This is a genomic window from Streptomyces sp. NPDC000878 (assembly GCF_053599695.1).
The window spans coordinates 91657-106081 of sequence record NZ_JBSFMT010000033.1; the positions used below are offsets into that span (position 1 = coordinate 91657).

The 14425-nt window shown below is 68.1% G+C and carries 4 protein-coding genes; 2 read left to right on the top strand and 2 right to left on the bottom strand.

Going from position 1 to position 14425, the window contains the following annotated elements; all coding sequences use genetic code 11:
• Positions 1-12: 12 nt before the first annotated feature.
• On the bottom strand, positions 13-7113 hold the full coding sequence (locus ACWDR4_RS27200) for a ricin-type beta-trefoil lectin domain protein (RefSeq protein WP_450412534.1): 7101 nt from the start codon (positions 7111-7113) through the stop codon (positions 13-15).
• Positions 7114-7482: 369 nt separating this feature from the next.
• Between ACWDR4_RS27200 and ACWDR4_RS27205 the strand changes: the two genes are divergently transcribed.
• Entirely contained in the window at positions 7483-10986 is a 3504-nt protein-coding gene (locus tag ACWDR4_RS27205; RefSeq protein WP_450412520.1) for a DNRLRE domain-containing protein, read from the top strand.
• 38 nt (positions 10987-11024) lie between these two features.
• Here the strand turns inward: ACWDR4_RS27205 and ACWDR4_RS27210 are convergent, their stop codons facing one another.
• Positions 11025-12566 (bottom strand): PucR family transcriptional regulator ligand-binding domain-containing protein, encoded by a 1542-nt coding sequence (locus ACWDR4_RS27210; RefSeq protein WP_450412522.1) that lies wholly within the window; start codon positions 12564-12566, stop codon positions 11025-11027.
• 248 nt (positions 12567-12814) lie between these two features.
• Between ACWDR4_RS27210 and ACWDR4_RS27215 the strand changes: the two genes are divergently transcribed.
• The gene (locus ACWDR4_RS27215) at positions 12815-14287 is read left to right on the top strand and encodes a sodium:solute symporter (RefSeq protein ID WP_450412524.1); all 1473 of its coding nucleotides are present in this window, start codon (positions 12815-12817) and stop codon (positions 14285-14287) included.
• Positions 14288-14425 lie beyond the last annotated feature (138 nt).

The window sequence follows — 14425 nt, forward strand, 5'->3', positions numbered from 1 at the left end:
CCGCGAGATGTTTCACTGATGATACCCAGGATCCAGCACCTCCGCATGAAAGCGAGGAGTTACAACTATCAGGTTATCCAGGTCATACACGCCACCACCCCGCTGAATCGGCGTAACGTGATGCAGGACATAGTTAGCGTTTTTACCTACGGCTTGATTCGGGGCAACGAATGGTGATCTCCCAACCCCCATGCGGGTTCTATTTGACTTGCTAAACTGACTGGCCAATTCTGGAACGTTGGCCACTTCTTTCCAGAATGCTTCACGAAACGCATCGAAGTTATTGAACTCTCGCCCTTGCAGTTGACGGGCAACCTGTCCTGGAATTTTTCCAGCGTTACCGTGACTCCCCTTAAGCCACGCACCGGAAATATCACCAAGGAGCGATCCTCCCGTGACAGCTCCAGCGGAGTTTCTGAGTTGCGTAGAAGTCTTAGATCCGGCAATTGCGAGGCGCTGCTCCGCCGTACGCGCAAAGCCGAAAAATATACTCGCAGCCCACGTTGCACCACCTGACGAGAAGGCCGAACCCGCAATGTTGCAAGCCGTCTCATCGTGATGAAGCGTACAGGTCCAGTAATCATCGAATACCGTCATTTTCCTGTAGTCGTCAGCCACACGCTGGCGAAATTCTGCATCGCATCCGTTACTCGTAGATACGCCGCAGATATCAAGCTGTGACGGAGAGCTTATCTTCCCGCTCTGCACATCCGCGCATAGGCCGGTGCACCAATCATCATCGGATCCTGTTTCGCCGCCACCGGAGCCACTGTCGTTGTAATTGCTGTTCGACTGCCCAGGATTGACGACGCCGTCTCCATTGGAGTCGTTCTTGGGGCAATCAGCCTCCTTCCCCATCCCGCAAGCGATCATGAGCCCACTGGGGTCGGCTTTGGACACCGGATTGGCATTCGCGTACGTGTACCCGTTCATCTGGAGCGGGTCGGCGATGTCCATCACCGGGTCGGCAGAGACGAAGCGCCCCGTCGACTGGTCGTACTCCCGAGCCCCGATGTGAGTGAGCCCAGTAGTAGCCGCATCGTCGATGCCGACGCCGAGGTAGGTGCGGCGGTTGGGCCAGGCCGTGGCCGGGGTGCCGCGGGATTCGCCGTACGGCTTGAAGGCGCGGCGCGTCAGCGGCTGGCCTGCGGATTCCTCGACGGCGGTGGTGGCCGTGCCGAGGGGGTCGTTGAGCAGGACCGTGAGTTTGTGGCCGGTGGGCGTGCCTGCGGTTGTGCGGACGACGGTCGGGGCGCCCGGGTGGGAGTAGGAGCGGACGGCGCGGGTGATGGTGCCGGCGGTGTTGGCGGTCACCTCGGTTTCGCCGAGGAAGAGCGTGGCGCCGGACTTGGTCCGCTCCAGGAGGCGGTTGCCGCTCGCGTCGTAGACGTAGTCGGTGCGGTCGGTGACGATCCAGCGCTGGGCGGTGGAGTTGTTGCAGGTGTAGATCTGGAGGGCGGTGCCGGATGCCGCGTTGGAGCTGGGGATGTCCAGGCAGCGGGCGGAGGCCGTGTTCTTGAGGCTGCCGTTGGCGCCGAGAGTCCATTTCTGGGCGTCGGAGTTGTCGCAGGTCGAGAGCTGGACCGCGCCGCTGTTGGCAGTTCCGACGGCGGTGGCGCATTTGCCGAGTGCCTTGAGCTGGCCGCCCAGGCCCAGCGTCCACTTCTGGGCGTCGCCGCTGTTGCAGGTGGAGAGCTGGATGACCGTGCCGTCGGCCGTGGCCGCGTTGCGGACATCGAGGCAGAAGTCGCCCAGCCCGGTGATGGCGGCGGGGTTCTCCTTGCCGTCGGAGGCGGTGGCGAGCTTGCCCTGGGCGGTCCAGACGAGGGACTGGCCGGTGACGCTGCCGGGGCGGGCCGTTGTGTTGCCTGCGGCGTCGTAGACGTAGGTGCTGGTGACGGGGGTGGTGCTGGGCTTGGTGACCGTGCGGGAGGTGAGGAGGTGCGGGCGGGTGGTCGTGTTGGTGGTGCCGTAGGCGTAAGCGGTGGTCGCCGTCGCGGTCGTCGCGCCGAGCGCGTGTTCGGTCAGCGAGATGCGGTTGCCGGTGAAGTCGAACGTGTAGGCGTCCCAGTAAGCCGTAGAGCCGGTGGAGACCGTGCCCGAGGCAGGGGCTGTTCTGGAAAGGGAAGCCGTCAGGTCACTGTCCGGGGCCGTGGTGTCCGTCGCGGTGTCGGCGGCCTCGGCAATGGGACCGGCGGAAGTCTGACCGTCCGTGCGATAGCCCCAGTTGGTGCCGGAGGCCGACCTGCAGCCGGTACCGCCGCTGGCCACCGTGTCGAAGTCGAGGTTGGAGGTCCAGGCGTGGACGAGTTCGCCGAGCTGGTCGTAGGTGAAGCACTGGTTGTCGGTCGTGCCGACGGTGCCGTCCATCTGCTGGCGGGCGGCGGAGGTGACGTTGCCGGCCCGGTCGTAGGAGAAGTAGGCGTCGGTGATGCGGTGGGAGGCGTCGGTCTCACGGTCCCAGACGCTGCGCTGGACGCGGCCGGTGTGCTCGTCGACGAAGTTGGTGGTCCACACACGGTAGGGCTGGGGGCCGCTGACGGTACGCAGGACTTCGCCGTACGGGGAGTAGGTGACGTCGGAGGTGTACCAGCTGAGGCCGGACGTGGACTCTGCGAGGCCGTCGCTGTCGTAACGGGTGACGACCTTCTCCTGGGCCAGCCCGCCGACCGCCGGGAGAGTGGTCGTCAGCGGCTTGCCGGTGGGGGTGTACGTGTAGGCATACGCGTACTTTCGCGCCAGACCGGCAGTGGCGGCGCCGTCCGGGATCGTCACCTCACGGCCTGTGGGGCGGTAGTCGGTGTCGTAGCCGGTGACTCGGTCGACGAAGTCGCCGTACCGGTCGTGGCGGGTCGTGGACGACAGCTGGCCCAGCGCGCCCGTCGGGTCGTACGCGTACTCGATGATCGGGGACGAGGTCGCCGATCCTTCGCGGACCGCCTTCACCCGGCCGGTCGTGTCGTACTCCGTGAAGGTGGTGAGGTTGCGGGAGTCCGTGGCGCTGGTGCGGCGGTCGAGGTCGTCGTAGGCGAAGGACGACGTGCCGACATCAGGGTCGGTGGAGTCGGTCATCCGGCCGCGGGAATCGTAGTTGTACGCCCACACGTTGCCGGCCGGGTCCGTGACCTGTCGGCGGTTGCCACGGGAGTCGTAGGAGTAACGGGTACTGCGCCAGTGGCTGAGGCCGCTGTTGGTGTAGTGCTGGACGAGGTTGACGCGGCCGAGGGCGTCGGTCCAGGTCTTGACGGGGGGTGTGGCGCCGCCGGCCGGGCGGGTGAGCGTCCAGTCGTCGCCGTAGCTGGCCGAGCTGGAGTAGGCCGCCTTGCCGCTGTGCAACGTCGTCGTCTTGATCGCCCGCTCCAGGCCGTCGTACACAGTCCGGGTCATGGTGGGCACGAGCGAGTCGGACTTGCGCTTGAACTGCGTGGCCTGCGGCTCGCCCTGGACCAGGTAGCCGCCGGTCTGCTCCCTGACCAGGCCGTGGTCGTCGTAGCGGGTGTCGGTGATGATGCGGCCCCGGCCGTGGGCTTCGGCCTGGGTCTGGAAGGGGCGCGAGAGTCCGTCGTAGATGGTGACCTGCTTGGCGTAGTTGCCGTCGTCCTTGAGGGTCTCGACGGTCACCGTGCTGGGCTTGGTCACGCTGTCGGTGGCCTTGGCCATCTGGTAGGTGATCTTGACGTTCGGGGTCTGGCTGCCCGAGGAGCGGGAGGCGGACCAGCCCTTGACCAGGCGGCCGAGCGCGTCGTACTCGGTGCGGGTGACACGGTTGTTGGTGTCCGTGACGGTGAGCGGAAGGCCACGGCCCGGGTCGAAGGTGGTGAGGGAGGTGTGGCCTGCCGGGTTGATCGTCTTGACGGCGGTCACCGGGCCACCGGAAGCGGGGGTGTACTGCGTCTCGGTCTTGACCACGCCCACGGAGTCGGGGGCGGTCACGACGCGGATTCGGCCCAGGTCGTCGTAGGTGGAGGTGGTGACGACGGAGTAGCCGGAACCCGAGGCGGGGTTGGTCGCCACGCTGGTGGGCAGGCCCTTGACCGGCGCGGCGCCGTAGGTGAGGGAGTCGTAGCTGGTCCGGGTGGCGCTGATCAGCTGGGTCGCCGGGTCGGCGGAAGCGTAGGACGCGCAGGAGGTCGCCGTCGTACGGACCTGCTTGGGCAGGCCGATGATGTTGGCGGCCGTCGTGTTGTTGGCGTACTCGGTCTTGGTGCAGCGGTACTCGCTGAAGGTCTCGGCGCCGCCGGACACAGGCTCGACCACGGATGTCTGCACCTGGACGGGAAGGCCGTGGTCGGGGTCGACCTCGGTCTCGGTGCGTACCGCCTGCCAGCTGTCGGTGCCGAGCGTCTGGATGGCGTCGGTGCGCCGGACGCCGGTCCGGTGGGCGAGCAGGGGCGAGGTGTCGTTGTCGCGGGTGCGGGAAGCGGTCTGCTTGGACCAGGGGTAGTTGAGGGTCCGCTTGACGACGGTGCCGTCAGCACCCGTGTAGCTGATGGTCTCCGCGACCATGCCCGCGTACTGGGGTGCGTCGTCGGCGAGGAGCGTCACTTCGCCCTTGGAGTCCTTGACCGCACCGCCCGCGCCACGGAAGTAGCGGACGACCGAGTAGGACTGGGTCTGGGTGACACCCGCAGCCGCGCCACCGTTCTTGGAGCCCTCGGCCGTGGCCACCTGCTGGTAGCCACGCCACACACCGTAGGTGCGCAGCGACGGCTTGGAGAACTCGTCGTCGTCCTTGCCCCAGGCAGGGTCCTTGTAGGTGTAGCTGGTGAGTATTCGGTCGGAGACGCCGGAAATCCGGTCGGTCTCGGTCACCGTGGCAACGACGTACTTGTTGAACCACTCGATCCGCGGGGTCTCCACCTCACCGTCCGGGGACCACCTGACCGGGTAGCAGGTGCCGTGGTTGTTCTCGGGCGAGACGGTCGGCTGGGTCTGGCAGCCACCTTTGTATGTCACCGCGATGGAGCCGCCCTGCTCGGTTGCGACACTGCCGATGCGGGGGCGGATGAAGCCCGGACGCGCGTCGCTCTTGCTGCGGGGGACGAGGTTGGGGAGCTGCTCGTCGGCAAGGTAGCCGCTCAGCGGCTCGGCCTGCTTGGCGACGACGTAGGGGGCGAAGCTGACGCCGTCCGCCGACATCACGGTGCCGACGGTGTCGCCGGGAGCGAAGCCGGTACGGGCGATGGAGTTGAGCCAGAGGGCCGGCGAGGTGTCGTACCAATCGCGCGGGAAAGACTGGCGGAGCGTGTACGTGTCGACCTTGGTCAGCCCGGAAGTGCCGGGGCGGGCAGCCTCGGTGGTCACGGACGCCAGACGCATCCGGGTCCAGAAGGAGGGGAAGGCCGGGCAGAGTTTGGACGTGGACTTGCAGTTGAGGTTGCCGGGACTGTCCCACCAGGGTTGGTACGAGGCCGGGTCGTCGGTGACGTCGAACTTCGCCGCGGCGCAGGATCCGTCGGTCTGAAGGCACCGCTGCTGGGCGTTGAAGAGGACCCTCGCGGAGGGCGAGTTGAGGTCGCTGGTGCGCAGGCCGTATTCGATGGAGAGCGGGTAGCCACCGCGGTCGTACGGCACAGGAGTTTTGGACTTCTTGTTGGCCGCGTAGTAGTTCGTCTCCCGCTTCCAGTTGACGATCATCGCGTTGTCGTTGACGTCGACGACCTTGTCCAGACCCCAGTGCCAGGCCTGGTCGCAGCGGGAGTCCGCGAAGGCGGCCTGGTGGCAGGGCTCACCGGGGTGGTTGCCGTAGACCGGGACAGTGAAGACGGAGTCGGTGTCGGCGTGCGAGCCGCCCACCTTGTTCTGGCCGAAGTAGTACTTCGTGCCGTCGGGGGTGGTGACGAGCCAGTACTCGTCGTTGTTGTCCTTGTTGTCTCCGTCGGTCCTCAACTCGACGCGGGTGCCGTCGTCGTTCTGGGGGCGGTAGATCTCGGAGGTGGAGCTGACCCGCACCAGCTCGACCGTCCGGCCGCCGAGTGACATGACCGCGTTGTACGAGACCCAGCACAGGTCCGAGGTCTTGTACTTCTTCTCCTTGTTGTTGGCCGCCCCGTCGGTGACGTCGTCGCGGTCGTCCTTGCAGCTGCGGTATCGGCGCTCGATGTGGCCCGGGTCGTAGTCCCAGCCCTCGCCGATCCAGGACACCTGTGGGGAGGAGGTGGCGGTCTTGCCGTCCACGGTCTGCGAGTTGTAGCCGAAGGAGATCTGCGGCGCGGGCCCTGCGGGCGCCGGCGGGACCGTGATCGGGTAGGACCAGGTGAACGCACCCGACGAACTGCCGGCCGCCCATTTGCCGCTGGAGGCCAGAGGGGTCGCCTTGAACGAACCGCCCCCGCTCACACCGGAGTCCATGGCACCGATGACCGCCTTGTCACCGGTGGCGGCTGCCGGTCGGGCCTGGGTGTACGAGGCCTGGATGACGCCGGAGGAGTCGGCGGGGGCAGCGGAGGCCGCGGAACTGGAGACGGTGCCGTCGGCGGCGGTGTCGACAGTGGCGGTGATGGTCTTGGCGCTGGTGTCGTTGTCCGTGTCCAGTTCGGTGTACGCCTGGCACTCTTCCAGGTCGGGGGTCGAGAGGTAGCACTCGGGGAACTGGACGAAGTGCAGGCGGGAGGCCCAGTCGGCCCCGTAGAGATTCTCGAACGTCTTGTAGCTGAGCTGGACGGAGATCGGCACCGAGCCGGTGGCGGGCGCGGCCACCGTGACCACCGCGCCGTCGACGCCGGCCGACACGGGCGCCGTACGAGGGGAGACGGTGACCGACCAGGAGCCGGTCGGTGCGGCGGCGTCCGGGGCCTGGCCCAGCTTCACCGGCAGGTTGCCGGCGGGTTTGTAGGCGGCCTGGGTCGCAGCGGAGCCGGTCTGCAGAGCGGCCGTTGACGTGGCGCTCCCGAAGTCGACCGGTTGGGTGCCGGAGGTGGCCGGGGTGGTGGTACCGGCCGGGGCTTGGTCCCGGTTGGCCGGAGCGGACAGCCCGATGCGGCCGAGCTTGGCGTCGACGTTCGTACCCACGACGAGCTGTTCGTCGGGGAGTTCCTCCAACGGGACGTCGTCGCGGGGCACTTCCGCGCTCGCCGGATCCGGAGGCGTGGCCAGGGCCTGCGTCGGCAGCATGGCGATCGACAGTGTCAGCACCGCGGTGGAGAGCAGGACGGACCGACGGCCTCTGAAACGCGCGGACGAAAAGAATGACACTGCTGGTCCCCCCGGACGGCATGGAGCGGCCGCCTGGGAAGGCCGCACGCAGGTAAAGCCACGTCAAAGAACGTGGTGATTCTTTGTCGCAGTTGTAAGGAAAACCAGAGTTCCCTGTGACTTAGTGGTGATGATCACATCATGTACGGGTCAAGAACCTCCAAAGCGGGACTCTTCGGCACACCAAGGAGCCGTGCTCCGCTTCGCGCCGAAAACCGGCGCGTGACGGCAGCCGCACATTGGGTCATGCTCTGGTCCCGTTGTCCCAGGGGGAAGGAAAACTCGCGCATGTCGAGCACACGGCCGAGCACATGGCGCCGCAGACCCGGTCGCCGGATCATCGCGGCGGCCGTCGTGGCTGCCATCGCGGCTTCCGGCCTGACGTACGCCGGGTTGAGTGACAGCGGAGAGCAGTCACAGCCGGAGGCAAAGCCCCGGCACAGCGCGCCGCTGAGTCAGGCCGAGGCCGCGGCGAAGGCGGCGCGGACCGGAAAGACGGTCGAGATCACGGGGCTGCGCACGGCGTACGAGACCACGTGGGCACGGCCGGACGGCCTGTTGCAGCGGCGAATCCACGCGACGCCCATCCGGGCCAAGGTGGACGGGACTTGGCGAGCGATCGACACCGCGCTCGGGCAGACCGAGGACGGCTGGTCCCCCAGGGCGACGAACGTGCGGATGACGTTCTCGGCGGGTACGGATGCCCGTGGACAGGACGACCGGGCCGACCGTGGCGCGGGCGCGCTCCGGGTCCCCCTGCTGGCGCAGGCGGACACCACAACGACCGGCAACGCACTGGTGACTCTCACCACCGGCGGCCACGACATCGTTCTGACCTGGCCGTACGACATTCCGACACCCGTCATCGACGGTTCGCGAGCGCTCTACCCGGAGATCCTGCCCGGCGCCGACCTGGTGCTGACGGCGGACGACGGGGGCTTCGCACAGTTGCTCGTCCTCAAGACCCGTGCGGCAGCGGCCGATTCCCGCGTGGCGCAGCTGTCGTACGGTCTGTCCTCCCCCGATCTCAGCTTCTCCCTGGATCCGACCACCGGCATCATCAGCGCCGAGGACGGCGACGGCGAAGAGGTGGCGGTCTCCCCCACCCCGTTGATGTGGGACAGCTCGGGCACCCCGGCGCTCACCAACGGCCAGGCAGGCAGCAGCGCTTCACCGACCACCTCGGAATCGTTGTCCGAGGACGAGTCGAGCGCACCCGACGACTCCGAGTCCCCGACGGAGTCCCCCGAACCGAGCGACACCTCCGACTACGTCGACTCGGGGGACACAGCCGCCGAGGTACTCCCGGACGCCACCGACGAGGCCCCGGACCCGTCCGCTTCGGAAGGCGAGGGCGCCAATCCCTCCGTACCCGCGGAGGCTTCGCCGGATCCGACGCATTCGGGTGCGAGCGCGACGTTCGATCTGCCTTCGCTGGCCGGCCCGCAGCCGGACTCGAAGGGCACGCTCATCGAGACCGACCTGAACGGCTCGACCTGGACGCTGACGCCTGATCAGGAGTTTCTCGACGAGGCGGACACGGTGTACCCGGTCTTCGTCGACCCGTCGATCCGCAAGCACCACAACGAATGGACGACGGCCTACAGCCGTCATCCCAACGCGAACTTCTACAACGGCCGGAACTTCAACCAGGGGACGAGCGAGGCGCGGGTCGGCTTCGAGTCGGACACCTGGGGGACGTCCCGGTCCTTCTTCACCATGGACTGGAACCCTGACCTGAAGGGTTCCACCGTCACGACCGCGAAGCTGCACATTCTGGAGACCTACTCCTGGTCGTGCAGCCCGCGCAGTGTGAACGTGTACGTCACCGGGCCGATCAGCAACAAGACGACCTGGCGAAACGCGCCCAGCATGACGGCCGGCAACAAGCTGGCGAGCAAAAGCTTCGCCCATGGGTACAAGGCGGCGACCTGCCCGGACGCGTACGAGGAGTTCGACGTCAAACGAGCCGCCCAGAAGGCGCTTTCGGACGGCGCGGACTCCCTGACCCTCGGTCTGCGCGCAGGTGATGAGGGCTCCGCGTACTCCTGGAAGAAGTTCGCGGCCGACAAGGACAACGGCCCGTACATCGAGCTGGTCTACAACCGCCCGCCGAGCGCGCCCACCAGGCTGGACCTCGACCCCGACCTGTCGTGCGACACTATCGCGCCGTACGTCAACGTCGGCGCCTCCTCGATCACGTTCTGGGCGAGCGCGACCGACAAGGACAACAACCTGGCCTCGCTGCGCTTCGAACTGTGGCCGACGAACGGCAGCGGCAACCTGCTGGGCTCCAAGAGCAAGGTGCCGATAGACGGCCAGTCCGGTTCGACCCGGGAACACACCGAACCGTTCTCCACCAGCGGGCTGACGAACGGCACCATGTACTCCTGGCGAGTGCGGGCCATGGACAAGGCGGGGGCCACCTCCGCGTTCGCGCCCGCGAAGTCGCCCTACTGCCGCTTCGTCTTCGACAGTTCTCGGCCGACGCCACCCGTCGTCACCTCGGTCCAGTTCCCCAACGCGGACGCGAACAACAACGGTCTGCACAACGAGGCCGAGGACGCGATCTGGAGCAAGGTCAAGTTCGGCACGGCGGGGTCCTTCGTCTTCAGGGCCACACAGACGGATGTGGTGAAGTACGAGTTCGCCTTCAACACGCCCACGTACACCGCTTCTCTCCCCCGCCTGAACGGCGCCACGACCCCGACGACGACCACCTGGAACGGCGCCAAACCGCCACTCGCCGGGCCGAATGTGCTGTACGTACGGGCAGTTGACGACGCGGGACATGTATCGGATCCCCGGAAGTACTTCTTCTACGTCACCCCCAGAGACAAGGCCGACGCGGCGGGCGACCTCACCGGGGACGAGTTCGCCGACCTGATGGTGGTGACTGCCAGTGGCGACCTCTGGATGTATCCCAGCAGGGGCAACTCCGACCTGACCAAGGGAACCGGGACGTTCGGGCCCGCGATGTCCGGCTCCTACCGGGAGAACCCGGAGAAGGACCCGAACGGCAACGTGGCCGACGGCAACCCGCCGTACGTCGGTCCGGTCTCGGGGTACTGGAAGAACACGATGCTCGCGCACCTCGGCGACATCTACGGGGGCGACGGTCTCCAGGACCTCGTCGCCGTGCGCGAAGGCAAACTGTGGGTCTACCCGGGCGACGGCTACGGCGCGGTCAACATCGACAAACGGCAGGAGATCCTGCTCCCGGCAGGCGGGCCCAACCTGGCCGCCGTCACCCAGATCGTGTCGTCCGGCGACGCCACGGGAGACGGCAAGCCCGACTTCTTCCTCACCGTGAAGGACAGCGACACCGTGGAGACCCTGTGGGCCCTCACCGGCTACAACGGGGCCATGGTCGAGACTGCCAGGGCGCTGAACTCCGGCCCTGCGTGGGCGACCCGTGACCTGATCAGCCTCCAGGACATCACCGGGGACGGGGTCACGGACATGCTCTACCGGGTCGTCAGCAGCGGCCGACTCGCACTGCGTACGGGAATCAAGGACAGCGCGACCGGCGGCGTCAGCCTCGACTCGTTGTCCACCTCGGGGAGTTCGGCCGGCGGTGTGGACAACACCGACTACGCGACGTCCGGCTGGACAACCACCGACATCAGACTCGCGTTCGGCACGGCCGACGCCAACGGTGACGCCATCCCGGACATCTGGGCGGTCACGGGAACCGGCTCCGTCCGCTTCTACCCCGGAGGCCGTTCAGCCCTCGGGGCATATACAGCAGTCCCCAGCGGTGGCTGGTCGGGCATGCTGACCCTTGGCTGAGGCTCCCTCAGGGGCAGCAGGTTCATCCCCGAGGGACCTCAGTCCAACCACTGCAAGGCGAACCACAGTTCCATCCGCACCCCGGCATCCTGAAGATCGACACCCAGCGCCTCCGCCACCCTCGCCAGGCGGTGGCGGACCGTGTTGCGGTGGACCTGGAGGGTCGCGGCCGTGCGGTCCCAGCTGCCGTGGTGGGTCAGCCAGGTGTGGAGGGTGTTCAGGAGGATCGCGGGGCCCGGGGGGCCGGCCTCGTCGAGGGGGGCGAAGCGGGCTCGGGCCAGGTCCCGGGCGTCCGCCGGGGGGACCAGGGCGTGCACGGTGAGCGGGTCCTCGGTGTGGATGGTGGCCGGTAGCTCGGCGGCCAGTGCGCGTTGGAGGGCTCGTTCCGCCTGGCGGTCGGCGTGGGGGAGGTCCGCGGCGGATACCGGTGTGCTGAAACCCAGGGTCCAGCCCAGTTCGGCGGCTTGTGCCGGAGCCTCGGGGCGGGCTTCCGGCGTGCTGGGGATCAGGGCCTTCAGGTCGGGGCCGTCCACGTACAGGTACGGGGTGCCCAAGGCCGTGCCCAGGGTGGCGAGTTGGGCCGGGTCGTCGTCGTCCGGGGAGCCTGTGAGGGCGTGGTGGTCGTTGCGGCCGTGGACCACTGTCCAGTGGCCGGCACCGAGGGCGGGGGCCACCTCCGCCGGGGTCGCTCCCAGCATCAGCCGTACCAGCGCGCCCGCGCCGCGGGTGTCGGTGCCCAGGGCGTGCCGGGGGCTTGTGAGCAGGGCCAGCAGGACGGTTGCCGTGCTGGTGACCTGGCGGTGGACCGGGGTCGGGGCCGTGGTGGCAGCCTGGCCGAGGGCCAGCGTTGTGGTGGTGCCGTCCGGGCCGGGCAGGGTGTGGACGGTCAGGTGGGTTCCGGTCCGGTGGTCGGCCGCCGCGGCCGGTACGGAGCGGGCGGCAGCGGCTGTGCGGACGCGGGCTGTGGTCCGTACGGCCAAGGCGCGCAGGCGTTCCGGGGTCGGGGACGCGGGTCGGGGGCCCGCGCTGAAGAGTTCGCTGCCGTGGGCGTCGTAGAGGGCCGCCCAGGCGCTGGTGTGCGCGCTCAGTCGGTCGAGTACGGCCCGTAGCGCGTCCGGGCGGGCCGCTGCCGTGGCCAGCGCCGACTGGGCGCGGGAGATCTCGCGCAGTTCGCGGTTGCGGGCCTCGGAGATCGCCGTGTACGTGGCCCGACCGACCGCCACGAACGGGGTGGCCGGCGGGATGCGCAGGAGCGGGAGTCCGTGGCGGTCGCAGGCGGCGATCAGGTCCGGCGGCACCTCCTCGTGCACGGGGGCCACGCCGAACCCGAGCGCGCTCACTCCGGCGGCGACGACCTGCCGTACGTACGTGTCGATGCCGTCCGCGTCACGAGGCAGCCGTACGCCCGCGGTGAGGAGCAGCTCGCCGACCACCAGATACGGTGCCGGGTTCTCGATCTCCGTCGTGCCGACCGTACTCACGCGGCGGTCCTCGGCGGGGCCCGCGACCTGGCGCAGGCCGAGGGCCGGATCGGCCAGCAGCGCGCTCAGCGGTACGGACGGCTGCTCGGACTCGGTCATCAGCAGACGTCCTTCTTGCCAGACGGCTTCACGTGGGAGTGCCGGATTCATCTAATAGAACGCTCCATATTGGACAGAAACGCCACTTCGGCGCCAGTACCGTCGCCGCTATCGTCGTGCCACCCACAGGGCACCACCCCCCGCCCTCGCACTCCCCCCTCGCACCCCCCGCGCGCACATCCCCCTTCTCCGGCCCGGCCCGCACCCGGTCGCCGGCATCCCCTCTCCCTCGTTCCCCGGAGGATCTGATGACCGTCGACTACCTCGTCATGGGCGTATACCTGCTCGGCATCATCGGTGTCGGCTGGTGGGGCAAGAAACGTGCCGCCTCCAAGAGCGACTTCCTCGTCGCCGGGCGGCGGCTGGGTCCGCTCATGTACACCGGCACGATGGCCGCCGTCGTCCTCGGCGGCGCCTCCACCATCGGTGGCGTGCGCCTCGGCTACACGTACGGCATATCCGGCGCGGCCATGGTCTTCGCGATCGGGCTCGGACTGCTGGCGCTGAGCGTCTTCTTCTCCGCCCGCATCGCCCGTCTCAAGGTGTACACCGTCGCCGAGATGCTCTCCCTGCGCTACGGCGACACCGCCGCCGTGATCTCCGGTGTCGTGATGTGGATCTACACGCTCATGCTGGTCGTGACCTCGACGATCGCGTACGCCAGTGTCTTCGACGTCCTGTTCGACGTGCCGAGCTGGGTCGCGGTGCTCATCGGCGGGACGATCGTCGTCGGCTACTCGGCGCTCGGCGGGATGTGGTCCATCACGCTCACCGACATGGTGCAGTTCGTGGTCAAGAGCCTCGGGGTGCTGGTCCTGCTGCTGCCCATCGCCGTCGTCAAGGCGGGTGGCTTCTCCGCCATGGCCGACAAGCTGCCGGACGGCTATCTCTCCCCGACCTCCATCGGCGGGCAGACCATCTTCACCTTCGTCCTGATCTACACCTTCGGCATGCTCATCGGGCAGGACATCTGGCAGCGGGTCTTCACCGCCCGCTCGGACAGGGTCGCCGCCTGGGGCGGTACCGTCGCCGGCGTCTACTGTCTGGTCTACGCCCTGGCCGGAGCCGTCATCGGCATGGCCACCAAGACCCTCTACCCGAGCCTCGCCGCCGCCGACCAGGCGTTCGCGACGATCGTCCAGCACGCCCTGCCCACCGGTGTCCGGGGCCTGGTCCTGGCCGCCGCGCTCTCCGCGATGATGTCCACGGCGAGCGGCGCGCTGATCGCCTCCGCGACCGTCGCCAACAACGACATCTGGGCGCGGCTGAGCCGCCGTACCCGCTCCACCGCCAATGGCTCGGAGGACTCGAAGGACGGGGACGAGATCAGTGCCAACCGGCTCGCCATCGTCGTCCTCGGGGTGGCCGCCATGGCCATTGCCTGTGTCCTCGGCGATGTCATCGAAGCCCTCACCGTCGCCTACAACCTGCTCGTCGGCGGGCTGCTCGTGCCCATCCTCGGCGGGCTGCTCTGGAAGCGCGGAAACCTCCAGGGCGCCATGGCCTCGATGATCGCGGGCGGTACGACCGTCATCGCCTTCATGGTGACCGACGGACTCCTCGCCAACGAGCCGATCTACTACGGCCTGCTCGCCGGCCTCGTCGCCTACGTGGCCGTCAGTCTCCTCACCGCCCCGACCGAGGAAGCCGTCGTCGAGGCCTGGCACCGCCGCCTGGCGGGCGAACCGGCCCCCGTCGCACCGGAGTTGAGCACGGTCTGACAGGCCGGTACGGCCGGACCGCCCGGACCAGAAGCACCCCCCAGCCCCGTTATGTTTTCCGCGGCTCCGCAACGGGGCCGCTGGCCTCCGGGCCCGGCATGACTGTTGCCCCCTGTCGAAGGCATGACCTGGGGGGTG

Bases quoted from the DNA above. Each gene is read 5' to 3' on its own strand.
- ACWDR4_RS27200 (WP_450412534.1), bottom strand. From the start codon at position 7,113: ATGCTGCCGACGCAGGCCCTGGCCACGCCTCCGGATCCGGCGAGCGCG.
- ACWDR4_RS27210 (WP_450412522.1), bottom strand. From the start codon at position 12,566: ATGACCGAGTCCGAGCAGCCGTCCGTACCGCTGAGCGCGCTGCTGGCC.
- ACWDR4_RS27215 (WP_450412524.1), top strand. From the start codon at position 12,815: ATGACCGTCGACTACCTCGTCATGGGCGTATACCTGCTCGGCATCATC.
- ACWDR4_RS27205 (WP_450412520.1), top strand. From the start codon at position 7,483: ATGTCGAGCACACGGCCGAGCACATGGCGCCGCAGACCCGGTCGCCGG.